This is a genomic window from Hydrogenophaga sp. 70-12 (assembly GCF_001897365.1).
Lineage (GTDB): Bacteria > Pseudomonadota > Gammaproteobacteria > Burkholderiales > Burkholderiaceae_C > Hydrogenophaga > Hydrogenophaga borbori.
Map to the genome: position 1 here is coordinate 1 of NZ_MKSS01000156.1, position 24,856 is coordinate 24,856.

A 24,856-nucleotide genomic window follows, 5' to 3' on the forward strand; every position below is an offset into this window, starting at 1 on the left:
CGTCACGCGCTCCAGCGACATGAAGGCCCTGGTGCAGGCGGCCGTGCAGCGCCACGGCCGCCTCGACGCCATGGTCAACAACGCCGGCTGGACGCACAAGAACCAGCCCGCGCTGGACGTGAGCGAGGAAGAGTTCGACCGCTGCTACGCGGTCAACGTCAAGAGCATCTACCTCGCGGCCGTGCACGCGGTGCCCGTGTTCCGCGCCAACGGCGGCGGTGCCTTCATCAACATCGCCTCCACCGCTGGGGTGCGCCCGCGCCCCGGCCTCACCTGGTACAACGGCTCCAAGGGTGCGGTGATCACCACCAGCAAGTCGCTCGCGGCCGAGTTCGGGCCGGACAACATCCGCGTCAACTGCATCAACCCGGTGATGAACCCCTTCACCGGCCTGGGCACGGCCTTCGCGGGCGGCGAGCTCACCGACGAGCGACTGGCCAAGTTCCGCAGCACCATCCCGCTGGGGCGCTTCTCCACCCCCGAGGACGTGGCCAACGCCGTGCTCTACCTCGCCAGCGACGAAGCCGCGTTCATTTCCGGGGTTTGCCTGGAGGTGGACGGCGCCCGCTGCGTTTGAACCACAATCGGGGGATGTCCGAACGGGTCATCCCCCTCATCGACCAGCGCCTGCAGCGGCGCGCCGCCACGGTGCCGGCACAGCCCGTGGCCGCCACCGGCCTGCTGGGCGACGCCCTGGGCCGCCCGCTGCGCGACCTGCGCATCAGCGTGACGGATCGCTGCAACTTCCGCTGCAGCTACTGCATGCCGAAGGAAGTGTTCGACAAGGACTACCAGTACCTGCCGCACGGCGAGCTGCTCAGCTTCGAGGAAATCACCCGCGTGGCGCGCCTGTTCGCCGCGCACGGCGTGCAGAAAATCCGGCTCACCGGCGGCGAACCGCTGCTGCGCAAGAACCTGGAGATCCTGGTCGGCCAACTGGCCGCGCTGCGCACCACCGAAGGCCGGCCGCTGGACCTGACGCTCACCACCAACGGCTCGCTGCTCGCGCGCAAGGCCGCCGCGCTCAAGGCCGCCGGCCTGCAGCGCGTCACGGTCAGCCTCGACGGCCTGGACGACACCGTCTTCCGCGCCATGAACGACGTCGATTTCCCCGTGGCCGAGGTGCTCGCCGGCATCGAGGCCGCGCAGGCCGCGGGCCTGGGGCCGATCAAGGTCAACATGGTGGTCAAGCGCGGCACCAATCACGACCAGATCCTGCCGATGGCGCGCCACTTCAAGGGCACCGGCATCGTGCTGCGCTTCATCGAGTACATGGACGTGGGCGCCACCAACGGCTGGCGCATGGACGAGGTGCTGCCCAGCGCCGAGCTCATCGAGCGCATTCAGCGCGAGCTGCCCCTGGTGCCGCTGGACCCCACCGCCCCTGGCGAGACCGCCGAGCGCTGGGCCTACGCCGACGGCTCGGGCGAGATCGGCGCCATCAGCAGCGTGACGCAGGCCTTCTGCGGCGACTGCAACCGCGCCCGCCTGTCCACCGAGGGCCAGCTCTACCTCTGCCTGTTCGCCACCGAAGGCCACGACCTGCGCCACCTGATCCGCGGCGGTGCGAGCGACGCCGAGCTGGCCAGCGCCATCGGCGCCATCTGGCAAGGCCGCGACGACCGCTACTCGCAGCTGCGCGCCTCGCTGCCGCCCGAGCCCGGCGCCGGCAAGCGGCGCGTCGAGATGAGCTACATCGGTGGCTAAGCCTCACTTCCTCGAATGATCCATCCCAGAGAAATCACGGCACTGGTCCTGGCCGGCGGCCGGGGCTCGCGCATGGGCGGGGCCGACAAGGGCCTGCAGAAGTTCAATGGCACGCCGCTGGCGCTGCACGCGCTCATGCGCCTGCAGATGCAGGAGGGCGACCACATTGGCGAGCTGATGCTCAACGCCAACCGCAACCTCGGCGCCTACGAGGCCTTCGGCGTGCCGGTGTGGCCCGACACCCTGAGCGACTACGCGGGCCCGCTGGCCGGGTTTCTCACCGGCCTGGAGCGCGCCGAAACGCCCTACCTGCTGACGGTGCCTTGCGACACGCCGCGCTTCCCGCTGGACCTGGCGCGGCGCCTGGCCGCCGCCTTCGATGACCCGGCCACCGACATCGCCATGGCCAGCGCGCCCGAGAACGGCAGCGCGCCGCGCGCGCAGCCGGTGTTCAGCCTGTTGCGCGTGCAACTGCTGGAGAGCCTGGTGGCCTTCACGCAGGCCGGCGGCCGCAAGATCGACCGCTGGACCGAGCAGCACCACACCGTGCTCGTGCCCTTCGACCAAGCCGGCGACGACCCCCTGGCCTTCTTCAACACCAACACCCTGGACGAGCTGCACGCGCTGGAGCAGGGCCGCCCATGAAGACCATCGACCAGATCGCCGCCGAGCTGCAGGGCTACGACCCCCAGGCCCTGACCGCCGAGCGCGTCAATGCATTCCTCGCGCGGCTCGTCGAGCCGATCACCGACACCGAGGACGTCGGCATCTTCGAGGCCCTGGGCCGCGTGCTGGCCGAGGACGTGGTCTCGCCCATCAGCGTGCCGCCCCACGACAACTCCGCCATGGACGGCTTTGCCTTCGATGGCGCGGCGCTGGGTTCGTCGCCGCTGGTGCTGCGCTGCCAGGGCACGGCCTTCGCGGGCAAGGCCTGGGCGCACCCCGTGGGCGCGGGCGAGTGCCTGAAGATCATGACCGGCGCCATCATGCCGGCGGGCCTGGACACGGTGGTGCCGATCGAATTCGTCCGGGTCGATGGCGACACGGTCACCATTCCGCCCGGCGTGGTCAAACCCGGCGACAACCGCCGCTTCATAGGCGAAGACCTGATGGCGGGCCAGCCCGCGCTGCGCCGTGGCCAGGTGCTGGGCCCCGCCGCGCTGGGCCTGGTGGCCAGCCTGGGCCTGCCCACGGTGCGCGTGCGGCGCCGCGCGCGCGTGGCCTATTTCTCCACCGGCGACGAGATCCTGAGCCTGGGCGAGGCCCCGCGCGAAGGCGCGGTCTACGACAGCAATCGCTACACCGTGTTCGGCCTGCTCACGCGCCTGGGCGTGGAGGTGATCGACATGGGCGTGGTCCCCGACCGGCCCGCCCGCCTGGAGGCCGCCTTCCGCGACGCCGCCGCGCGCGCCGACGCCGTCATCACCAGCGGCGGCGTCAGCATGGGCGAGGCCGACCACACCAAGGCCATGATGAAACAGCTCGGCGACGTGGCCTTCTGGCGCATCGCCATGCGCCCGGGCCGCCCGATGGCGGTGGGCCGCATCACCGACGGCGCCAAGTCCGCGGTGCTGTTTGGCTTGCCGGGCAACCCGGTGGCCGTGATGGTGACCTTCCTGGCCTTCGTGCGCCCGGCCCTGCAGCGCCTCATGGGCGCGGACGTGGCGCCACCGGTGCTGCTGCAGGCCAGGAGCGGCGAGGCCATGCGCAAGAAGCCCGGCCGCACCGAGTACCAGCGCGGCACCGTCGAGCGCGCGGCCGACGGCACGCTGGTGGCCCGCACCACCGGCAACCAGGGCTCGGGCGTGCTCAGCTCCATGGTCCAGGCCAATGGGCTGATCGTGCTGCGGCACGACCAGGGCAACGTGGCCGTGGGCGACACCGTCGAGGTGATGGTCTTCGACGGGGCGATCTGAGGGCTCGGGCGGCGAGGCCCGCTCCCCCTGGGCCCGGCATCGGCCATGCGGCCGAACGCGGAACGAATGGCGACCCGCGGCGACTGAAGCGGCATTGTCAGCATCGATTCCACGGACCGATATGAGACATTGCCCTGCCCCACCCGACGCCGCCCCCCTCGAGCAGCCCCCAGGGGACGCCAGCGACCCCGGCGAGGCCGGCGTCCCATCGCTCGACGAAGCCACCCGGGTGGTCAAGGGGTTCATGGACCGGCTCACCGCCGACCAGCAAGCGGACAAGGCCCTCTGCATGGACCGCGGGCAATGCGCATGGGAGGAACCGATGTCCCTGCGGCGGCTGCTCGACTGCGGGTTCAGCCTCAAGAAGTACCGGCAGACCCGCCAGGCGGCCAGGCAAGCGGCCAGCCTCCGGTTCCAGACCGCCTGCCGCGTACTGGCCGAGGAGCACCCCTTCCTGCTGGTCCGGAACATGGCCTACAAGCTGCTTGCACGAATTCCCGCGCAGGACGTGCGCAGCGGCAAGGCGCTGCGCAGCGCGGCGCGGGACCTGCAGGCCGCGCTCAGCGTGTCCGAGGTCCCCGAGGCAGGCGGGGCGGCCGAGCGGCGCGCCACACCGGTGCCCGACGCCGTGGGCGTGCCCCTGTAACCGCGGCTACTTGGCGGGTATCGCCCCGGCGTGATCGCCACCCGCCTCGTCGTGCATCACCGGGTGCGCCGACTCGCCCGACTGGCGGCGCGAGAGCAGCGTGTACATGGTCGGCACCACGAAGATGGTGAGCAGCGTGCCCACCGACATGCCGCCCACGATCACCCAGCCGATCTGCTGGCGGCTTTCGGCGCCCGCGCCGGTGGCCAGGGCCAGCGGGATCGCGCCCAGCACCATGGCGCCCGTGGTCATCATGATGGGCCGCAGGCGCAGGCCGGCCGCCTGCTTCACCGCGTCCAGCTTCTCCAGCCCCTGCTCGCGCAGCTGGTTGGAGAACTCCACGATCAGGATGCCGTGCTTGGTGATCAAGCCCACCAGTGTGATCAGGCCGATCTGGCTGAACACGTTCAGCGTGCCCCCTGAGAGCTTGAGCGCCAGCAGCGCGCCCATCATCGACAGCGGCACCGACAGCATGATGATGAAGGGATCGACGAAGCTCTCGAACTGCGCCGACAGCACCAGGTAGATGAACAGCAACGACAGCACGAACACCAGCGCCAGCGAGCCCGAGGCGTTGCGGAACTCGCGGCTCTGGCCGTTCAGGTCGGTGGCGTAGCCCGCAGGCAATATCTCGCGCGCCGTCTGTTCCATGAACTGCAGGGCTTCGCCAAGCGAATAGTCGGGCGCCACGTTGGCCGTGATCGAGGCGCTGCGGCGTTGGCCGAAGTGGTTCAGTTCGCGCGGCACCACCACCTCACGCGTGCTGATCAGCGAGGCGAGCGGGATCATCGCGTCGCCGCGCCCGCGCACGAACAGCCGGTCGATGTCCTCGGGCGTGCTGCGGTTGGCCGAGACGGTCTGCACCACCACGTCGTACTGTTCGCCGTCGCGCTTGTAGCGCGTGACCGTGCGCCCGCCCAGCATGGTTTCCACCGTTCGCGCGATGGCGTCCACGCTCACCCCCATGTCGGCCGCGCGCTCGCGGTCCACGTCCATGCGGATCTCGGGCTTGTTCAGGCGCAGGTCGGTGTCGACCTGCACCAGGCCCGGGTTCTGCGCCATGCGGTCCTGGAACTGGCGCACCACGGCCGAGAGGTTTTCGTAGGTGTCGTTGGTGACGATGACGAAGTTGAGCGGCCGCTCGCGAAAGCCCTGGCCCAGCGAGGGCGGCGTGATCGGGTAAGCGCTGATGCCAGGCAGCGCCGCCATGCGCGGCGCCAGCGCGCGCGCGATCTCCATGGTGCTGCGGTCACGCTCCTCCCAGGCCTTGCCGCGCATGGTCACGCTGCCCTGCGCCACCGAGGGGTTGCCCACCACCGCGAAGATGCGGTCGAACTCCGGCTGTTCCCTGGCCATCTTCTCGATCGCGTCCACGTAGCGGCGCGTGTAGGCCAGGGTGGCGCCGTCGGGCCCGTTGATGTTGGCCAACACCACGCCGCGGTCTTCCATGGGCGCCAGCTCCGAGCGCGTGGTGCTCAGCAGCCACCAGCTCGCGCCAGCGCTGGCGAGCATCACGCCCACCACCAGCCAGCGCACCTGCAGCGACAGGCCCAGCAGGCGGTCGTAGCCCTGGTTGATGCGCACCAGAACACGCTCCATGAAGCGGTCGAAGCGGCCGGGTTGGTCCACGTGGCGCAGCAGCTTGGAGCACATCATGGGCGAAAGCGTGAGCGCCACGAAGCCCGAGACCACCACCGCACCCGCCAACGCCAGCGCGAACTCGGCGAACAGCCGCCCGGTGCGCCCCGGCGTGAAGGCCAGCGGCGCGTACACCGCCGCCAGCGTGAGCGTCATGGCCACGATGGCGAAACCGATCTCGCGCGCGCCCTTGATCGCCGCGTCGAAGGGTTTCATGCCCTCCTCGATGTGGCGGTAGATGTTCTCCAGCATCACGATGGCGTCGTCCACCACCAGTCCGATGGCCAGCACCAGCGCCAGCAGCGTGAGCGTGTTGATGGAGAAGCCGAACAAGCCCATCAGCGCGAAGGAGCCGATCAGGCTGACCGGGATGGTGATCAGCGGAATGACCGAGGCGCGCAGCGTGCGCAGGAACAGGAAGATCACCAGCGCCACCAGCACCACCGCTTCGGCGATGGTGGTGTAGACCGCCTTGATGGAGCGGTCGATGAAGATGGAGTTGTCGTTGGCGACCTCGATGCTCACGCCCTTGGGCAGTTCGGCGGTGATGCTGGGCAGCATGTTCTGCACCGCGGCCGACAGCTCCAGCGGGTTGGCCGTGGCCTGTCGAATCACGCCCAGCGACACGGCGTCGCGGCCGTTGTAGCGCACCGAGGTGCGCTCGTCCTGGGGCGCCTGCTCCACGCGCGCCACATCGCCGATGCGGATGGTCTGGCCCTTGACCGTGCGGATGCCGATGGCGCGGAACTGCTCGGGTGTCTGCACGTCGGTGGCGGCCGTCACGTTGAACTCGCGCTGCGAGCTCTCGATGCGCCCGGCCGGCACCTCCAGATTGGAGCGGCGCAGCGCGTCCTCCACGTCCTGCACGGTCAGGTTGTAGGCGGCCAGGCGGTCCGGGTCGAGCCAGATGCGCATGGAGAAGCGCCGCTCGCCCCAGATGCGCACGTCGGCCGCGCCGGGCGCCGTCTGCAGGCGCGGCTTGATGAGGCGGTTGGCCACGTCGCTGAGGTCCAGGGCCGACACCGTGTCGGAGTTGAGCGCGAGCCAGATGACGGGCGTGGCGTCGGCCTCGACCTTGGCGATGGTGGGCTCGTCGACGTCGTCGGGCAGTCGCTGGCGCACGCGGCTGACCTTGTCGCGCACGTCGGCGGCGGCGGAGTCGGGGTCGCGCTCGAGCTTGAAGCGCACCGTGATCTGGCTCTGCTCCTGCCGGCTGATGGAGGTGATGATGTCCACCCCCTCGATGCCGGCGAGCGAGTCTTCCAGCACCTTGGTGACCTGGGACTCGATCACCTCGCTGGAGGCGCCACCGAAGCGGGTGGTGACGGTGACGGTGGGCTCGTCGATGCGCGGGTACTCGCGCACGGTGAGGTTGTTGAACGAGACCAGGCCCACCAGCAGGATGAGCAGCGACAGCACGGTGGCGAACACCGGCCGGCGGATGGCGACTTCGGGCAGTTGCATGCGGGCCTCCGGTGCGGGCGCGCGGCGGCGTCAGTTGGCGGCGGCGGCGCGGGCCGCCAGGTCCACCACGCGCACCACGGTGCCGTCGCGCTGCAGGCGCTGCTGGCCGGCCACCACCACGGTGTCGCCGGGCTTCAGGCCCTGGGTGATCTGCACGTCGGCGCCGCGGCGCACGCCCAGCTCCACCTCGACGCGGCGCGAGGTGCGCTTGCGCGCGTCGCCCTGTCCCTGCTCGTCGATCACGTAGACGTACTGGCGGCCGCCCTGGGGCACCAGGGCCTCCTCGGGCACCACCAGCGCGTTCTCATTCACCGAAAACACGATCAGCACGCGCGCGAACATGCCGGGGCGCAGCGCCTGGCTGGGGGAGGACGGCATCTCGGCGCGCACCGCGATGGAGCGGCCGTTGGCGTCCAGCAGCGGATCGACCGCGAGCACACGCGCCTGGTAGCGATGGCCGGGCAGCGCGTCGAGCTGCACCTGCACGGACTGGCCCGGGGCGATGCGGTTCTGGTAGCGCTCGGGCAGGCGGAAGTCCACGGTCAGTTGGGAGGTGTCTTCCAGGTTGACGAGCGGATCGCCGTCCTTCACGTACTGGCCCAGGTTGATGCTGCGCAGGCCCAGCGTGCCGTCGAAGGGCGCGGTGATGCGCATGCGCTGCAGCCGGGCCTGGGCCAGGTCCACCTGGGCCTCGGCCACCTGCAGGGCGGCGCGGCTTTCGTCCACCACGCGCGCGGCCACGAAGCTCTGGGCCAGCAGCTCCTCATTGCGCTTGAGGTTGGCGCGCGCGATGGACAGCTGGGCCTGGGCCTGGCTCAGCTCGGCGCGCTGCAGCGTGTCGTCGAGCTGCACCAGCAATTGGCCGCGCTTGACGCCCTGGCCGTCCTTGAAGGCAATGCGGGCGACGCGGCCCGCCGTTTCGGGCTTGAGGGTGACGGCCTGGCGCGAGTTCAGCGAGCCCACGGCCTGGGCGTCGTCCTGCAGGCGCGCCTGCTTGACGGCGGCGATCTCCACGCTGACCGGACCGGCGCCGCCGGGCGCGCGGGGCGCGGGGGCCGCATCCGCCGAGCCGGACACGCCCGAGGCGCGCGGCTGCTGCTGCCACCACCAGGCACCGCCCAGCGCCAGCGCCAGGCCCAGCACCGCCAGCCAGACCGTTGATTTGGGTTTCGCCATGAAGTCTCCGCTCGAATACTGCCGTTGGCCCTGTCGCCGTGGGGAAACAGTTTCCATGCCAACAATCTTCACATTGTGCAGTCCACGCCAGAAGCGGCGCAACCAAGGGGCACCGCTGAACCGGCTGTGCCGGGCTGCAGGTGCCGCCCCCCTTGGGGGGTCGCGCGAAGCGCGGCGGGGGGGCTTTCTAGTTCGGCACGCCCCGGTTGGCCAGCGCGTCGGCGCGCTCGTTGCCGGCGTGGCCGGCGTGGCCCTTGACCCAGTGCCACTCGACGCGGTGCGGCCCGCCGTGCACCAGGGCGTCGAGGCGCTGCCACAGATCGGCGTTCTTGACGGGCTGCTTGCTCGCCGTCACCCAGCCCTTCTTCTTCCAGCCGTGGATCCATTCGGTGATGCCCTTGCGCACGTACTCGCTGTCCAGGTGCAGCGACACCTGGCAGGGCCGCTTCAGGGCGGACAGAGCCTGGATGACGGCCATGAGTTCCATGCGGTTGTTGGTGGTGTCGCGCTCGCCGCCCCACAACTCCTTCTCATGCCCGCCGGATTTCAAGTAAACGCCCCAGCCGCCGGGGCCGGGATTGCCCTTGCAGGCGCCATCGGTGTAGATCACCACGTGGTCCAAAGAATGCTCCATCCAAAGAAAAAAATGCCCGATGGCCGTGCCCGCCGCGGCGCGGCGGCGAGTGCCTCAGCGCCGCTGCCGGTTGGCCAGCGGCACCGGCGCCGTGGCCGGCAGGCGGCGCGGCTTCCAGGCCGGGCCCAGCAGGCGCATGCCGCGCACCCGCTTGACCGCGGTGGTGACGTGCACCGCACCGAAGATGGGCCACCAGCGCGCGCCGGCGCGGTCCATCCAGCGCAGGCGGTGCAGCCATTTGTCGGTGCGCACCGCCGGGCGGTAGCAGCCGCAGTGCTGGGCCTCGACCTCGAAGCTCAGCAGCCGCAGCCAATCGCGCAGGCGGCCCGGCCCGATGAACTCGCCCGCGTCGGGCAGGTACGGGCGCGTGCCCCGGCCCAGCCGCTGCATGGCGCGCGCACGCGCCTGGCGCATGCCCCACAGGCTCGCGGGATTGAAGCCGGTGAGCACCACCCGCCCCTCGGGCACCAGCACGCGCTCCACCTCCCGCAGCACCTGGTGCGGGTCGGCGCTGAGCTCCAGCGTGTGCGGCAGCACCACCAGGTCGAGGCTGGCTTCGGGAAACGGCAGGGCCGCGGCGTCGGTGACCAGGGCCACGCGCGCGCCGTCGATGGTGGGCGCATCGCCCTCGGGCAAGGCCAGCCAGCGCTGCGGCATGCGGTTGGCGCGCAGCGCGTCGAGCTCGGGCACGCCAAGCTGCAAGGCATGAAAACCGAACACATCGGCCACCGCCAGGTCGAACCGGTCCTGCTCCCAGGCCAGCAGGTACCTGCCAGGCGGGGTCGCGAACCATTCGGTCAACCCTATAATTTTTTCGGTCATCGGCGCGGGGGCGTATTCACAGTGCCCGCACTCTACACGCCCCCTCCCCCGCGCCCACCGCAGCCCCCATGCAGCTCCTGCCCATCCCCGCCTTCACCGACAACTACATCTGGCTGCTGCACGACGGCCGCCGCGCGCTGGTGGTCGACCCAGGCGAGGCCTCGGGCGTGCTGGCCACGCTGAAGGACCTGGGCCTGGCGCTCGACACCATCCTCATCACGCACCACCACGCCGACCACACCGGCGGCGTGGCCGCCCTGCGCGAGGCCACGGGCGCCCAGGTCATCGGCCCCGTCCACGAGCCCATGCCCGAGCCGCTGCGCCGCGTGGGCGGGGGCGAGCGGGTCACGGCGCTGGGCCTGGCCTTCGACGTGATCGACGTGCCGGGCCACACCAGCGGCCACATCGCGTACTACACCCCCGAACTCGACGGCCTGCCCCTGCTGTTCTGCGGCGACACGCTGTTCTCGGGCGGCTGCGGCCGCCTGTTCGAAGGCACTCCCGCGCAAATGCACCGCTCGCTGGACCGCCTGGCGGCCCTGCCGGGCGCCACCCGCGTGTGCTGCACGCATGAGTACACCCTCTCCAACCTGAAATTCGCGCAGGCGGTGGAACCCGGCAACGCCGAGCTCGCGGCCTATGCGCGGCACTGCCAGCAGCAGCGCGCGCGCAACCAGCCCACCCTGCCCAGCTCCATCGATCTGGAGCGGCGCATCAACCCGTTTCTGCGCACCGCGGAACCCGAGGTGGTGGCCGCGGCTCAGCAACAGGCACCCGGCCTCTCGGCCGATCCGGTGGCCGTGTTCGCCACGCTGCGCGAATGGAAGAACGTTTTCCGATGACCCCTTGTCTTGCCCCGGCGCTCGCGCGCCTGCGTGGCGGTGCCCGGCGCCTGGCGCTGGCCCTCGCCGTCCCCGTGGCGCTGGCTGGCTGCGCCAGCACCGTCGCCGTCAACGCCCCGGACTCGCCCGCCGCCAACGCGCCCGCCGGCGACCCCGCCTCCAGCACGCGCGGCGGCCCGGCCGTTCGCCTGCCCGGCAACGTGCCGCTAAGCGACCTCGCCGTCGCGCCGATGGACGCGCCCACCGTGACCTCGCTGGCCGCGCCCGCCGACCTGTGGGAGCGCATCCGCCGCGGCCTGGCCCTGCCCGACCTGAACGACGAGCTGGTGCGCCAGCACGAGCAGTGGTACCTCTCGCGCCCCGACTACATCCAGCGCATGACCGAGCGCTCCAGCCGCTACCTCTTCCACATCGTTGAGGAGATCGAGGCGCGTGGCCTGCCCATGGAGCTGGCGCTGCTGCCCTTCATCGAAAGCGCCTTCAACCCGCAGGCCGTGTCCAGCGCGCGCGCCGCCGGCATGTGGCAGTTCATGCCCGCCACCGGCGCCTCCTTCGACCTGAAGCAGAACGCCTTCCGCGACGACCGGCGCGACGTGCTGGCCTCCACCCGCGCCGCGCTCGACTACCTGGAGCAGCTCCACGCGCGCTTCGGCGACTGGCACCTCGCGCTGGCCGCCTACAACTGGGGCCAGGGCAACGTCAGCCGCGCCATCACGCGCAACCAGCGCGCGGGCCTGCCCACGGGCTACGGCGACCTCATCATGCCCGCCGAGACGCGCCACTACGTGCCCAAGCTGCAGGCGGTGAAAAACATCGTGGCCAATCCGGCGCGCTACTCGGCCACCCTGCCCGACATCGGCAACCACCCCTTCTTCGACACCGTCGCCATCGAGCGCGACATGGACGTGGCCGTGATCGCGCGCCTGGCCGAGGTCGAGGAGGCCGACGTGCGCGCGCTCAACCCGTCCCTCAAGCAGCCGGTGGTGATGGCCGCCGGCACGCCCCAGGTGCTGCTGCCCTGGGACAACGCGGTGATCTTCCAACGCAAGCTGCAGGCCTACAGCGGCCCGCTGGCGAGCTGGACCGCCTGGGTGGTGCCCAGCACCATGACGGTGGCACAGGCGGCTGAGCGCGTGGGCATGAGCGAAGCCGAACTGCGCAAGGCCAATGCCATTCCGCCGCGCATGCGGCTGCGCGCGGGCTCCAGCCTCATCGTGCCGCGCAACGGCAAGCTGGACCGCGACGTGCCCGCCCACGTGGCCGACAACGGCACCCTTAGCCTGCAGCCCGAAGTGACCACGCGCCGCGTGGTGGTGAAGGCGCGCAAGGGCGAAAACGTGGCCCGCCTGGCGCGGCGCTATGGCCTGAGCGCGGCGAGCGTGGCCGAATGGAACCGCCTCTCGGTGGGCAGTTCGCTCAAGACCGGCCAGCGCGTGACCCTGCACCTGCCGCAGCGGGCCAAGGCCAGCGGCACCGCCACGGCGCGCACCACCAAGGCGGCCAAGCCGCGCGCCAGCGCCACCCGCTCGGCGTCGGCGAAGAAGGCAATGGTCAAGAAGCCGGCCAGCGCCAGCAAGTCTTCGTCTGGCAAAACCCGCTCGGCCAGTTCGGGTTCCAGCAAGACCGCGCGCAAATGAAACGGCGCGGCGCGCGGGCGGGCCTCAGGCCCTGAAGCGCGCTTTCGCCTTCTGCGCGAAGGCGTTCGTGAAATGCCGCGCCACCTCGGCCGGTGCCAGCAGCGTTCCCTCCCCCACGCGGTTCATGGCCTCGGGACCGCCGCGCGGCATCAGGCCATCGGCCGTCCAGGCGTCGCGCGAGCGCTCCACCGTGGCCAGGTAGATCGCCCGGTCGCCCTGGAAGTGGCTCTCGGGCACGGTCTTGATGAGGTCCGAGGGACCGGCCGTCTGCAGCCATTTGAGCGCGTGCACCACGGCGTCGGTCAGCGCCTGCGTCACGCGCGGGTACTGCGCCAGGAACTCGGCCGGCGCGCTCAGGCAGCCCACCGGCACGGGCCCGCCGAACACCTCGGTGGTGCCGCCCAGGCTGCGCGTGTCCACCGCCACGCGCAGCTCGCCCAACTGCTCGAGCAGCGTCATCATGGGATCGGCGTGGCACAGCGCGTCCAGTTGCCCGCCGCGAAACGCCAGCAGCGCCGCCCCGGGGCTGGGCTGGTGCAGCACCTGCACCTCATCCTCCCTCACCTGTTCGCGCTGCAGGAACGCCGTGAGCACGCTGCGGGCCAGCGGGTCCTTGGCGTGCAGGCCGATGCGCCGCCCGCGCAGATCGGCCGGACCGCGAAACCCCGGCACCGTCTTGTGCGACACGCCCAGCACCACCTGCGGCGCGCGGCCCTGCACCACGAAGCTCTGCCAGCCCAGGGCGTGCGCCGGGGGCGCGATCAGCTGCGCGAAGGGCACACACGCCACGTGCGCCGCCTTGGCCTGCACCGCCGCCATGGCCTGGCCCAGGTCGGGAAACTCGCGCAGCTCCACGTCCAGGCCTTCCTCACGGAAGAAGTGCCGCTGTTCGGCCACCGTGAGCGGCAGGTTGCCCAAGCCGGTGCGCGGCTCCAGCGCGATCACGATGCGGGTGTCCACCAGCTTGGGCGGCCAGGGGGCCGGACGCGGGGTGGGCGGAGTGGCCCCGGCCGGGCCCGCACCGGCGGCCAGCGCCAGCCCCGCCATGGCGGCGCTCCACTGGCGGCGGTTCAGGGGACCCATGCGCCGAGATTAGGGGGGCGAGACGCGCCCGCCATCCGGGCGAGTCCTGAGCGGGTTTACACCGACCCGCGGGGCGGGAACTTCAGCGCCGATCGACCAGGGCGTGCGCGATGGTGCCCAGGTCGACGTACTCGAGCTCGCTGCCCACCGGCACGCCGCGCGCCAGGCGCGTGACCTGCAGGCCCCGGTCCTTCAGCGCCTGCGCGATGACGTGCGCGGTGGTCTCGCCCTCGGCGGTGAAGTTGGTGGCCAGGATCACTTCGCGCACCGGCACCTCGGCGGCGGGGTCGTCCACGCGGTCGAACAGCTTGTCCAGGCCGATGTCGCGCGGGCCCACGCCGTCGAGCGGGCTGAGCTTGCCCATGAGCACGAAGTACAGGCCTTTGTAGGCCCCCGTGCGTTCCATGGCGGCCTGGTCGGCCGGCGTTTCCACCACGCAGAGCTGGCTGCGGTCACGCCGCGGGTCGCGGCAGGTGGCGCAGACCTCGTCTTCGGTGAAGGTGTGGCAGAGCGCGCAGTGGCGCACCTCGCTCACCGCCGCCTGCAGGGCACCCGCCAGCAGCTGCGCACCCTCGCGGTCGTGCTGCAGCAGGTGAAAGGCCATGCGCTGCGCCGACTTCACGCCCACGCCGGGCAGGCGCCGCAGCGCCTGCACCAGGTTCTCCAGGGAATGGTTGTCGGCCACCGGGCGCGGGATCAGAAGGGGAACTTCATGCCCGGCGGCAGGCCCGGCATGCCGGCGGTGAGCTTGCCCATCTTCTCGTTGGAGGTCTCCTCGGCCTTGCGCACAGCGGCGTTGAAGGCCGCGGCCACCAGGTCTTCGAGCATGTCCTTGTCGTCGGCGAGCAGGCTGGGGTCGATGGTGATCCGCTTGACGTCGTGCTTGCAGGTCATGACCACCTTGACCAGGCCGGCGCCGGATTCGCCCGTGACCTCGACGTGGGCGAGTTCTTCCTGAGCCTTCTTGAGGTTGTCCTGCATGGCCTGGGCCTGCTTCATGAGGCCGGCGAGTTGTCCTTTGTTGAACATGGCAATCCTTGGGGTTGATCGGGGAACACCGCGGAACCGCCCTTTGTCATGTTCAGGACGGGCCGCTGGTGTGCCCCTCGGAGGGGGTCGCGCGAAGCGCGGCGGGGGTGATTCAGCTTATCGCCTTGAGCGAGCCGGGCACGATTGTGCCGCCGAAGTCGCGCATCATGGCCTGCACGAAGGGGTCGCCGAGGATCTGCTGCTCGGCCTCGCGCTGGCGGCGCTCGGCCTCGGCGGTGGCGCGCCGCGCGGGCGAATCGGTGACCACGCCGTTCTCCAGCGCGAGTTCGACCGTGTGCCCCGAGGCGTGCAGCGCGGCCATGAGCCGTTCGCGGTTGCTGCCCTGGGCCAGGGTTTCGCGTTCGATGCGCAGCAGCCAGCGCGGACCGTCGCGCGACACCAGCTGCGACTGCAGCGCGAGCTCGCGCGTGAGCGCCGTGATGGCGCCGCTGTCCGCGAGTTGCTGCACCAGCCCGGTCCAGAAATCGCCCTCGGGCGTGGGCTGCAATGGCGCGGCGGCGGGCCGGGGTTGGTCGAGCCGGCCCGGCGAGCCCGGGTCGCGCACGGGGATGCGCACCACCGGCGCGGCCGTGGGGGCCGGTGCCGCGGGTGACCGGGCCGCCGTGGGCGCCGGCACAGGATCCCAGGGCGGCAGGTCCTCGTCGGGCTCGGGCCAGGGGGCCTCGTCATCGGGCGGTCCATCGAAGGCGGCGGGCTCGGGCAACGGCGGCGCGGCGATCGGCGCCTGGGCCCTGGGCGCCACCGGCGCGGGGGCCTGCGGTGGCGCGACGGGAGCGGGCCGCACGCCCGGTTCACCAGCGACCGGCGCCAGCACGGGCGCAACGGGCACCGGGCGCGGTGGCGCGGCCACGGGCGCAGCCGGCATGGCGGGCGCCGCCGTAGCGACCGGCGCAGCCGGCGCTGGCCGGGCCTCAGCCGGCCTCAGAGTTTTTTTTTCCGCCGCGCCCGAAGGTTTGAAGGCGAGCAGGCGCAGCAGCACCATGGTCAAGGCCGCGTACTCGTCGGGCGCCAGGCCCAGTTCGGTGCGGCCGTGCAGGCACAGGCTGTAGAGCAGTTGCGTCTCATCGGCCGGCAGGGCCTCGGCCAGGCGCGCGATCTCGGGCGTGTCGGGGTCGTCGTCGGTGGTGGCCGACTCGGGCACGCTCTGCAACACCGCCATGCGCTGCAGCAGGCCGGTCATCTCCTCCAGCGTGGACGCCGCGCTCAGGCCGTTCACGCGCAGCGTGTTCACGGTGTCCACCACGGCCGCGCCGTCGGTGCGCGCCAGCGCGTCGATGAGGCGCAGCACGTGGCTGCGGTCGACCGCGCCGAGCATCTGGCGCACCGGCGCCTCCAGCAGCTGGCCGCCACCGAAGGCGATGGCCTGGTCGGTGAGCGACAGCGCGTCGCGCATGGAGCCACGCGCCGCGCGCGACAGCAGCCGCAGCGCCTGCGGCTCGGCGTTCACGCCCTCGGCCTGCAGCACCTGCTGCAGGTGTTCGGCCACGGTTTCGGGCGCCATGGGACGCAGGTTGAACTGCAGGCAGCGCGACAGCACCGTCACCGGCACCTTCTGCGGGTCGGTGGTGGCGAGCACGAACTTGAGGTACTCGGGCGGCTCTTCCAGCGTCTTCAACATCGCATTGAACGCGGTGTTGGTGAGCATGTGGACCTCGTCGATCATGAAGACCTTGAAGCGGCCCTGCACCGGCTTGTAGACCGCCTGCTCCAGCAGCGATTGCACCTCGTCCACGCCCCGGTTGGAGGCGGCGTCGAGCTCGGTGTAGTCGACGAAGCGGCCGGCGTCGATGTCGGTGCAGGCCTGGCACACGCCACAGGGCTCGGCGGTGATGCCGCCCTGCCCGTCGGGCCCGGTGCAGTTGAGCGACTTGGCCAGGATGCGCGACACCGTGGTCTTGCCCACACCGCGCGTGCCCGTGAACAGGTAGGCGTGGTGCAGGCGCTGGCTGGTGAGCGCGTTGGCGAGGGCCTGCACCACGTGGCCCTGGCCCACCATCTCGCGGAAATTGCGCGGCCGGTACTTGCGGGCGAGGACGACGTAGGACATCGGGCGATTCTATGCGTCGGGGTACCCGTGCCCGGGAGGCGGTCATGCCCCGTCGCCTACAATCGCGGGTGACGGGCCTTCCCGCATGGTGAAGCGGCCAACCGGGTCAGGTGGGGAACCAAGCAGCCCTAACTGTGGAGCCAGTGCCGGGGTCAAGGCTCGTCACCTTATTTCTTTTTCCATGCCCTCGCGCGATCCCTCTTCCATCGCCAGCTGGCACGCCCACGTCTACTTCGACGCCGCCACGCGCGACGCGGCCTGGGCCTTGCGGGAATTGATCGCCAGCGATCTGGCCGAGCGGGTGCAGATCGGCCGCTTCCACGAGAGGCCCGTTGGGCCACACCCCATGTGGTCGTACCAACTGGCCTTTGAGGCCGACCAGTTTTCGCCTGTGACCAGTTGGCTCGCACTCAACCACGGGGCGCTCGATGTGTTCATCCACCCCAACACCGGCGACGAACTGGGCGACCACCGCGACAGCGCCTTGTGGCTGGGCCGGTCGTATGCGCTGGATCTGAGCGCCTTGAGCGACTGAATTGAGCGACCGAACCGCGCCCGCCAAGCGGCGGGAGGCGGCTTGGCGATTCATCCGCCCCAAACACAACGGGAGATGCCGACAGCATCTCCCGTTGAGGTGGATCGCGATGGCTGGTGCACCGCGCGTCAGTGCGACCTCACAGCCTCGCCTTCGCGAGCTCGTTGTACAGCTTCATGAACCGGTTGGCTTCCGTGGGCGGCACGCGGACCAGGAAGGGCGTGTTCCACAGCAGATGGTGAAGCGCCTCGGTGCGAGAGCCGAATGTGATGCCATGGAACCCGTTCAAGGCTTGGATCGAACGCCCCCCCTTGGCCAGTTTTTCCGTCACACCCGTCGTGATGAACGTCAGCAGGTCCGACACCGGTTGGCCCGCGGATGACTGCGCCTTGAAAGGGTTCCCGCCGCCATACGTCTGACGCGCATAGGCGGTCACGGCGGCGTCGAGCTCCGGCGCCGTCTTGACCTGCGCTTTGCGCCACTTGTCGTATTGCTTCTGCAGTTCGTGAGGCAGCGCCGGTTGGAATGCCGGCACGGGCTCATCGGCGTCGAGTACCGCGAGAGGGCCTTCGCTGGCAGCGACAGGGTCAGACGTCAGCTTCTCCTGAGCCCGCCGAATCAGGTTCTTGCCGAACCCGGTGTCACTCAAGAACCGATCTTTCGCTTTACGCTCTTCTCTATACCGCTGGAGGGCATCGCTGGAGGGGTCGGCCAGCGTGCGCACCGCAGCGCGAATCTCGGGTGTCAATTCGTACGGGCCGCTGCCAACCGCTGGTTTCGCCACCAATTCCGCCGCCTCGCGCACAGAAGGATTTGGGTGAAACAGGCTCTCAATCCCCAGGTCGCGGAAGAACTTCTGCGTGTTCCCGATGGCAATCGGACCGCCTTCCTTCTTGCCCTTGAACCAGGGGGGCGGCATCGTCGACAACACCTTGACGCCTAGCCCCTTGAAGATGAAGGCCTGTGTCGCCTTGGGATTGCGGCTCAGCACCTTATCCACCTTTTGGGCGGTGGCACTACCCTTGTCGACGGGCACCTGCGGCGCTGCCATGGGAGTCGATGAACGCTTGATGGCGGTGGGTTGGGTCATCGAAGGGCTTTCACGAAGGAGGGAGATGAGGGCAATTGGCAACCCCGGATGGCCGGGGCCTGCGCTGAGTAACGGGCCCCAGGGCAAAGTTCATCCGCGCCCCTCGCCACCGCCACCAAGCCCTGGCCGTTCAGCCCGGCCGCACCCAGCGCCGCATCGCCTCTCCCGCCCACGCTCCGCTGGCCAGGCTGGCCGTCAGCAGGTAGCCGCCAGTTGGGGCCTCCCAGTCGAGCATCTCGCCCGCCACGAACAGGCCGGGCCGCCCGCGCGCCATCAGGCCCTCGTCCAAAGACTCCAGCCGCACGCCGCCGGCCGTGCTGATGGCCTCGGCCATCGGGCGGGGGCGGATCAGGCGCAGCGGCAGGGCCTTGATGGCCGCCGCGAGGCGCGCGGCGTCGTGCATGGCCTCGCGGTCCAGGCATTCGTTCAGCAAGGCGAGTTTGATGCCGTCGAGCCCGAGTCGGCCCTTCAAATGGCTGGACAGGCTGCGCGAGCCGCGCGGGTGCGCCACCTCGGCCAGCACGCGCTCGGCCGAGCGGTCGGGCAGCAGGTCGACCCACAGCGTGGCCGAGCCCTCACGCGCGATGCACTCGCGCAGCGGCGCCGACAGCGCATAGACCAGGCTGCCTTCGACGCCGGTGGCGGTGGCGACGAACTCGCCGCGGTGCCACCGCCGCGCATCTGGGGGGGAAGCATCTGGGAGCGCACCAGGCGGCGCGGTCGGCGGCCCGCCGACCGCCACCGCCACGGTCTTGAAGGGCTGGCCCGCCCAGCGTTCGGCGAACACGGCGCTCCATCCTTCGGCCACCCCGCGCGTCAGCGCACCCGCCACGTCGAAGCCGCAGTTGGCGGCCCGCAGATCGGCCACGTCGAGACCCGCCTCGCGCAGGCGCGGCACCCAGGCGCCGTCGGAGCCCAGGCGCGGCCAGCTCGCACCGCCCAGGGCCAGCAAGGCGGCGCGCGCGTGCACCGTCCGTTCGCCGTCGGGGGTGTGGAAGCGCAGCCCACCATCGGCACCGAAGCCCAGCCAGCGGTGCCGCATGTGGAGGTGCACCGGCTCACCACCCGGCGCCGGGTGCCGCAGCCGGTGCAGCCAGGCGCGCAGCAGCGGCGCGGCCTTCATGTCGGTGGGGAACACGCGCCGCGAACTGCCGACGAAGGTGCCGATGCCCAGGCCCTCGGCCCAGTCGCGCACCTGCTGCGGGCCGAAGCGTTCGAGCAGGGGCCTCAGCGCCCCGGCGCGTTCGCCGAAGCGCGACACGAAGGACTCGAAGGCTTCGGCGTGCGTGAGGTTGAGGCCGCCCTTGCCGGCGAGCAGGAACTTGCGTCCCACCGAGGGCATGGCGTCGTACAGGTCCACGGGCACGCCGGCGCCCGACAGCACCTCGGCCGCCATCAGGCCCGCCGGGCCACCGCCAACGATGGCCACGCCTTGATCAGGTTTCATTCACCGCTCCATTCGAACACCCGCCCTTGCGGGTTGATGAACGCCAGGCGCAGCGGCTCTCCGGGGTGGATGGCCGACACCGCCGCGCGGTAAGCCGCCATCTGCTCGCGGTGCGCGGGCACGGTGTGCGGCGCTTCGTGGGTCTTGAAGTCCAGCACCCACCAGGTGCCGCTGGCGCGCTCGCGCACCAGGCGGTCGAGGCGGCGCAGCTGTCCGCCGTGCAGCAGCTCCACCTCGTTGCCCCATTGTTCGACGAGCTGGTCGTCCCAGGCCCAGGCCGCTTCGCCGCGCACGATGCGGCGCGCGGCCTCGACGGCCCGGGCGCCGCCGGCGGCGTCGAGCGCGTGCCGCTCGGCGGCGGCGCGCTGGTGCGTGGGGGTCCAGTCGAACCCGCGCGCGGGGGTGGGACACCACTGCAGCAGCTGGTGCACGGCGCGACCGAAGCGGGTCTGCTCGTCGGCTTCGGCCGCCTCGGTGTCGGCCACCGGCTCCGGGGCCACGCGCAAGCCGGGCAAGGCGTGCAGGACAAACGGCTCGGCCTCGGCCCGCGCGGCGGGCGCGGCGGCCTCGGGCGCGGCCAGCGGCTCGGCGAGCGGCGACAGCCGCTGCCACCAGGACGCGCCGGCGCTCGCGCGGCCGGGCTCGAAGCTGGACACCACGAGCCGGCGGCCGGCTCGCGTCATGGCCACGTAGAGCGCGTTGAGTTCTTCCAGCGAGCGCGCGCGGCGCTCGGCGTCGAGCAGCGCCTGGGCGCAGAGCGGCGCCGACTTCTCGCTCGCCAGGAAGACGAAGCGGCGCGGCTGCGGCGCCTCGCCGGGCCAGTCGACCAGCACGCCCATGGTCTCGGCGCGCGCGGGCGCGGCGTCGGTGTCGAGCAGCAGCACGGTGTCGGCCTCCAGGCCCTTGGCGCCGTGGATGGTGAGCAGGCGCACTGCGCCGGGCGTGGCCACCGGCGGCAGCGGCGTGCCACCGGCCTTGAGCGCGCGCACGAAACGGTAGGCGCTGAGGAAGCGGCCACCTTCGTGGTCGAGCGCCTGCGCCAGCAGGGCCTGCAGCTGCGCCAGCGTGGCGGCGCGCTGCGCGGGCGGCACGGCGCGCAGGTAGCGCGCGGGCAAATCGCCATCGCGGAACACGAGCGAGAGCGCGTCGTGCGGCGGCAGGTTCAGCAGTGCCTCGCGCCAGGCCCGCCAGCGGGTGGCGGTATCGCGCCACAGCGACGGGGCCTCGGCCGACCCGGCCGCGTCCTGCAGCACGGGCCACCAGCGCGCGCCCGCGCCGGCGGCGCGCACGGCGGCGGCCAGCGCGGCCAGGTCCTCGTCGCTCCAGCCGCCGATGGGCGAGCGCAGGGCGCGCGCCAGGCTCAGGTCGTGGCCCGGCGACACCAGGGCGTCGATGAGCGCAATGACGTCCTGCACGGCGGGCGCCTCGGCCAGGTCCAGCTTCTCGGGCTGTTCGCTGGCGATGCCGCGCTCGCGCAGGGCCTCGTGCATCCAGCCCAGGCGTTCGCGCTTGCGCGCGAGCACCATCACCTCGTCGGCGCGCAACCGGCCAGCGGCGATCTGATCGGCGATCCAGTCGGCCGCCTGGCGGGCCTCCCGCTCGCTCATCAGGTCCTCAGCCAGATGGCGTGGCGTGGCCAGGCTGTCGCGCCAGGCGCCCGGGTCCCCCGCCTCGGTGGGGGCGCGCGCCTCGCGCGGGACCACGGGCAGGGACAGCACCGCACCCGCCTGCGCGCTGGCGGTGGTGTGGGGGCGGAAGGCCGCGCCCACGGCCTCGCCGTACTCGCCCGCGTCCACGGCCCGCTGCAGGACGGTGTTGACGGCGTCCACCACGGCAGTGGCGCAGCGGCGCGTGTGGTCGCAGGCCAGCAGCGAGCCGCCCAGGCCCTGAACCACGAAGGCCTGGGCCGCGCGGAACACCTGCGGCTCGGCGCGGCGGAAGCGGTAGATGGACTGCTTGGGGTCGCCGACGATGAAGACGCTGGGGGCCTGCCCCGGCCCGGCGCCCGCGTAGGCCGAGAGCCAGCCGTACAGGGCCTGCCATTGCAGCGGGTTGGTGTCCTGGAATTCGTCGATGAGCAGGTGGCGCACGCGCGCGTCCAGGCGCTGCTGCAGCCAGCCGGAGAGCTCGGCGTCGCCCAGCAGGCGGCGCGCCGCGCCCTCCACGTCGTTCATGTCGACCCAGCCGCGCTCGCGCTTGAGGTCGGCCAGCGCGCCCAGCAGCACACGCGTGAGCCGCGCGAGCCGCTGGTGGTGCACCCAGGCGCGCTGCTGGCGCTCGGCCTGCAGGGCTTCTTCGATGCGCGTGTGCGCGGCCTGCACGGCGGGCAGCGCATCGGCCTGCTCGCCCAGCTTGCGCGGCGTGCCCTTGGCGGTGGTCAAGGCGGCGATCGCGGCGCGGCCGTCGCCGGCCGATACCGCCTGCTCCAGTTCGCGCGCGGCGGTCTCCGCCTTCTTGGCCTTGGCGAGGCCGCCCAGCGCCGCCGCCGCGGCCAGCAGCTCGGCGCGAAAGCGCTCGCCGCGCACCAACCAGGCCACGGGGTCGTCGCCCGCGCCGGCCCAGCCGGGCATTTGCTCAGCCAGCGGCCGCACGGCGCCGTCGACGGCGCCCGCGCTGTCGGCCCACTGGAACTCCACCCGCTTGGCGACCGCGTTGCGCAGCGCGGCCAGGGTCTGGTGGCGGCCGATGTCGGCCACGCTGGCGAAGAAGTCCTCGCGCGCGGCGGCGTCCTGCGCAAGCGCGGCATAAAACCGCGGCCACAGCCGCTGCAGGATGGCGCTGTCGTCCTCCTGCAGCTCGTACTGCGGCGGCAGGCCCAGCTCTTGCAGCACCGACAGGGGCGCGCCGCGCAGCAGCGCCGCGAACCAGCTGTGGAAGGTGCGCAGCTGCACCGGACGGCCGTGCTGGCGCAGCCGCTCGCGCAGGCCGCGCGCGGCGGGCACCAGGGCGCGCGCGGCGGCCTCGTTCAGGCCGCGCATCACCAGCGCGGCGCACAGTTCGTCGTCGCCCTGCGAGGACCATTCGGCCACCGCCTGCTGCAGGCGTTCGCGCATCTCGCCGGCGGCCTTCTTGGTGAAGGTGATGGCCAGGATGTCCTGCGGCAGCGCGCCGTCGAGCAGCGCGCGCAGGATGCGTGAGACCAGCATCCAGGTTTTGCCGGCGCCGGCGCAGGCCTCCACCGCCACGCTGCGCGCCGGGTCGCAGGCGCGGGCATAGAAGGTCTGCGGGCCGGCGGGCTGGCCGTCGACGCGGTAGGCGAGCCCGGTCATGGCTCTCCCCCATCACCCGTGGCCGCACCGGTCCAGAAATCCTTGCGGCACAGGCCGCGCGCCGCGCAGTACTCGCAGGCCGTGCCCTCGCCCAGCGCCCGCATGGCGGCACCGCCGGCCACGCGGTCGAGGTCGTGCACCAGGCCCTGCACGATGGCGTCGCGCGCGGCCAATACCTCGGTCTGCTCGATCAGCTTCGCGGGTTCGTCGCGCTCGCCGCGCGTGTCGGCGATGCTGAGGTAAGCGGCGCGCAGGCGCGGCTCGGGCAGCAGCGCGGCGTAGAACGCCAGCTGCGTGTCCTCCATCGGCTCCTTCACGCGCGCTTCGGTGCGCGCGCGGCTCTCGGTTTTGTGGTCGATGACGAAGCTCTCGCCGCCCTCGGCGTCGCGCCGCGCGTCGATGCGGTCGAGCCGGCCGTACAAGGCCCAGCGGCCCACGCGCTGCTCGCGCTCGGCCTCGGCCGCCACGAATCGCCAGCCCTCGGCCTCGTGCGGCCAGAGCCAGCGCAGGTAGGCCTCGCGCAGCGAGGGCCAGACGGCGCGGTAGGGCAGGAAGCCGCCGGCCTGCACCTCGTCGCCGAGACCCATGTCCAGCGCCACGCGCTCGGCCAGCGCGTCGAGCGCGGCGCGGTCGGCGTCCTCGCCGGGGCGATCGTCGCCGCGCGCTTCGTGGAAAGCGCGCAGCACCGCGTGCAGCCAGTTGCCCAGGTCGCCCTGGTCGGGCTCGGCGTCGAGCTCGTCCACCTCGTCGAGCCGCAACTGGCGGCGCGCGAAGAAGCGGTAGGGGCAAGTGCGCAGGTCGTCGTAGGCGCTGGCGGACAGGCGTTCGGGCAGCAGCGCGGGCGCGCGGGCCGCCGGCGGGGCCGTGCCGCCCGCGGGCAGGGCGCTGGCGGGCAGCAGCTCGCTGGCCGGGCGCGGCGCGATGCCGTCGATGAAGGCGCTGGGCAGCAACGCCTCACCGGCCTCGTGGCGGCGCCACAGCGCGTCCACCGGCGCGCCGTCGAACAGCTGCGCCCAGGCCGAGGCCTCGGCACGCGCCAGGGCCTCGCGGTCGGGCAGGCCCAGCAGCTCGCGCTGCGCGGCGGTCCAGGCGCTGTCGGGCTCGGGGCTGGCGCTCAGGTGGCGTTCGTCGCAGCCGGGTGCCACCACGGCGGCCACGCGGCGGCCCAGGCGCTGCGCCATCGGCAGCACGACGACCTGCGGCGCGCCGGCCACGGTGGGCTGGAACACCGCGCCTTCGAGCACGTCGCGCACCCAGGCGGCGAAGGCCGTGAGCGGCCAGCGGGCCTTCGCGCCGCGCTCGCCGGCGGCGGCCTCACCCAGGCCGTCGAGTTCGTGCGCGCCCTCACCCAGGCGCAACACGCCGATCAGTTGGCGGCCGGCTTCGTCGGCCTGCAGGGCGGCCCACTGGCCGCTGCGCTCCAGGGCCGCCGCGGTGTCCTGGAGCCACAGCAGCAAGGGGCGCGCGGCCTGCAGTTCGGTGCGCTGGGGATCGATGTCGGCGCCGCGCCAGTCCAGCGGCACGGCGGACCAGCGCGCCACCCCCCTCTGCCGCAGCCGCCGCTCCAGCGACTCCACCGCCTGCGGCGGGAAGGCCGGCGAGAGCTTGAGCCAATCCAGCACCTCGTCGGTGCTGGCGCGCGCGTCGGCCGCGCGCAGCAGGGCCATCAGGCTGGCGGCCGCGCGCGTGGTAGACAGCTTCCAGCCGGTCTCGTCGCGCAGGCGCACGCCAGCGCCCACCAGCAGCGCGCTCGCGCGGCGGGTGAGCAGGCGGTCGTTGGCGATCAGCGCCACCGGCGCACGCCCGGCATTGAGGTGTTCGATGGCGCAGGCGGCCGCGGCCTGGGCCTCGGC

At 71.9% G+C, this 24,856-nt stretch carries 20 protein-coding genes and 1 other RNA gene; 9 read left to right on the forward strand and 12 right to left on the reverse strand.

Annotated elements, in window-relative coordinates; translation table 11 throughout:
• The 5 genes from BGO22_RS09400 to BGO22_RS09420 all read left to right on the forward strand — a co-directional run.
• On the forward strand, positions 1 to 577 hold a 577-nt coding region (locus BGO22_RS09400), incomplete at its 5' end, for an SDR family oxidoreductase (RefSeq protein ID WP_286850397.1).
• Between the two features lie 14 nt (positions 578 to 591).
• Positions 592 to 1,707, forward strand: coding sequence for a GTP 3',8-cyclase MoaA (gene moaA / locus BGO22_RS09405; RefSeq protein ID WP_070397964.1), 1,116 nt, complete (start codon positions 592 to 594; stop codon positions 1,705 to 1,707).
• Between the two features lie 15 nt (positions 1,708 to 1,722).
• A complete protein-coding gene (mobA, locus tag BGO22_RS09410) occupies positions 1,723 to 2,352 on the forward strand; it encodes a molybdenum cofactor guanylyltransferase MobA (protein ID WP_070397965.1) in 630 nt (209 codons plus the stop codon).
• Positions 2,349 to 3,623: a molybdopterin molybdotransferase MoeA gene (gene moeA, locus BGO22_RS09415; protein WP_070397966.1), complete on the forward strand. Its 1,275-nt coding sequence runs from the start codon at positions 2,349 to 2,351 to the stop codon at positions 3,621 to 3,623. Before mobA ends, moeA begins: the two co-directional genes overlap by 4 nt.
• Before the next feature lie 244 nt (positions 3,624 to 3,867).
• Complete coding sequence (locus BGO22_RS09420; RefSeq protein ID WP_286850403.1) at positions 3,868 to 4,269, forward strand: hypothetical protein; 402 nt, start codon at positions 3,868 to 3,870, stop codon at positions 4,267 to 4,269.
• A 6-nt stretch (positions 4,270 to 4,275) separates the two neighbouring features.
• On the opposite strand, the gene BGO22_RS09425 is transcribed toward BGO22_RS09420, so the two are convergent.
• The 4 genes from BGO22_RS09425 to BGO22_RS09440 all read right to left on the reverse strand — a co-directional run bounded on the left by BGO22_RS09425 (position 4,276) and on the right by BGO22_RS09440 (position 10,003).
• Entirely contained in the window at positions 4,276 to 7,371 is a 3,096-nt protein-coding gene (locus BGO22_RS09425) for an efflux RND transporter permease subunit (RefSeq protein ID WP_070397968.1), read from the reverse strand.
• Between the two features lie 30 nt (positions 7,372 to 7,401).
• Complete coding sequence (locus tag BGO22_RS09430; RefSeq protein ID WP_286850406.1) at positions 7,402 to 8,547, reverse strand: efflux RND transporter periplasmic adaptor subunit; 1,146 nt, start codon at positions 8,545 to 8,547, stop codon at positions 7,402 to 7,404.
• A 187-nt stretch (positions 8,548 to 8,734) separates the two neighbouring features.
• Entirely contained in the window at positions 8,735 to 9,169 is a 435-nt protein-coding gene (rnhA, locus tag BGO22_RS09435; protein WP_070397970.1) for a ribonuclease HI, read from the reverse strand.
• A gap of 66 nt (positions 9,170 to 9,235) precedes the next feature.
• A complete protein-coding gene (locus BGO22_RS09440) occupies positions 9,236 to 10,003 on the reverse strand; it encodes a class I SAM-dependent methyltransferase (protein ID WP_175442794.1) in 768 nt (255 codons plus the stop codon).
• 68 nt (positions 10,004 to 10,071) lie between these two features.
• On the opposite strand from BGO22_RS09440, the gene gloB reads away from it, so the two are divergent.
• Entirely contained in the window at positions 10,072 to 10,845 is a 774-nt protein-coding gene (gloB, locus tag BGO22_RS09445; protein ID WP_070397972.1) for a hydroxyacylglutathione hydrolase, read from the forward strand.
• Positions 10,824 to 12,482: a transglycosylase SLT domain-containing protein gene (locus BGO22_RS09450; RefSeq protein WP_502686450.1), complete on the forward strand. Its 1,659-nt coding sequence runs from the start codon at positions 10,824 to 10,826 to the stop codon at positions 12,480 to 12,482. The genes gloB and BGO22_RS09450 overlap by 22 nt, the downstream gene beginning before the upstream one ends.
• 24 nt (positions 12,483 to 12,506) lie before the next feature.
• Here BGO22_RS09450 and BGO22_RS09455 read toward each other — a convergent pair whose 3' ends face one another.
• From BGO22_RS09455 to dnaX, 4 genes are all read right to left on the reverse strand, one after another.
• Positions 12,507 to 13,565, reverse strand: coding sequence for an ABC transporter substrate-binding protein (locus BGO22_RS09455; RefSeq protein ID WP_286850413.1), 1,059 nt, complete (start codon positions 13,563 to 13,565; stop codon positions 12,507 to 12,509).
• An 82-nt stretch (positions 13,566 to 13,647) separates the two neighbouring features.
• Positions 13,648 to 14,250, reverse strand: coding sequence for a recombination mediator RecR (gene recR, locus BGO22_RS09460; RefSeq protein WP_070397975.1), 603 nt, complete (start codon positions 14,248 to 14,250; stop codon positions 13,648 to 13,650).
• Positions 14,251 to 14,261: 11 nt separating this feature from the next.
• Complete coding sequence (locus BGO22_RS09465; protein ID WP_070397976.1) at positions 14,262 to 14,594, reverse strand: YbaB/EbfC family nucleoid-associated protein; 333 nt, start codon at positions 14,592 to 14,594, stop codon at positions 14,262 to 14,264.
• Positions 14,595 to 14,706: 112 nt separating this feature from the next.
• Positions 14,707 to 16,662, reverse strand: a complete 1,956-nt coding sequence (dnaX, locus tag BGO22_RS09470) for a DNA polymerase III subunit gamma/tau (RefSeq protein WP_070397977.1) — start codon at positions 16,660 to 16,662, stop codon at positions 14,707 to 14,709.
• Positions 16,663 to 16,732: 70 nt separating this feature from the next.
• On the opposite strand from dnaX, the gene ffs reads away from it, so the two are divergent.
• Together ffs and BGO22_RS09480 are read left to right on the forward strand one after the other, a co-directional pair.
• An RNA gene (gene ffs, locus BGO22_RS09475) (signal recognition particle sRNA small type) lies at positions 16,733 to 16,829 on the forward strand.
• 14 nt (positions 16,830 to 16,843) lie between these two features.
• Positions 16,844 to 17,197 (forward strand): DOPA 4,5-dioxygenase family protein, encoded by a 354-nt coding sequence (locus BGO22_RS09480; RefSeq protein ID WP_070397978.1) that lies wholly within the window; start codon positions 16,844 to 16,846, stop codon positions 17,195 to 17,197.
• Positions 17,198 to 17,336: 139 nt separating this feature from the next.
• On the opposite strand, the gene BGO22_RS09485 is transcribed toward BGO22_RS09480, so the two are convergent.
• The 4 genes from BGO22_RS09485 to BGO22_RS09500 form a co-directional block, all read right to left on the reverse strand.
• The gene (locus BGO22_RS09485; RefSeq protein WP_139146948.1) at positions 17,337 to 18,287 is read right to left on the reverse strand and encodes a hypothetical protein; all 951 of its coding nucleotides are present in this window, start codon (positions 18,285 to 18,287) and stop codon (positions 17,337 to 17,339) included.
• 130 nt (positions 18,288 to 18,417) lie between these two features.
• Positions 18,418 to 19,734 carry a TIGR03862 family flavoprotein gene (locus BGO22_RS09490; RefSeq protein WP_070397980.1) on the reverse strand — a complete coding sequence of 439 codons (1,317 nt, stop codon included), beginning with the start codon at positions 19,732 to 19,734 and terminating at the stop codon, positions 18,418 to 18,420.
• Positions 19,731 to 23,003, reverse strand: coding sequence for a UvrD-helicase domain-containing protein (locus BGO22_RS09495; RefSeq protein ID WP_070397981.1), 3,273 nt, complete (start codon positions 23,001 to 23,003; stop codon positions 19,731 to 19,733). Before BGO22_RS09495 ends, BGO22_RS09490 begins: the two co-directional genes overlap by 4 nt.
• The coding region (locus tag BGO22_RS09500) for a PD-(D/E)XK nuclease family protein (RefSeq protein ID WP_286850421.1) at positions 23,000 to 24,856 on the reverse strand (1,857 nt) is incomplete at its 5' end. The genes BGO22_RS09500 and BGO22_RS09495, both read right to left, overlap by 4 nt.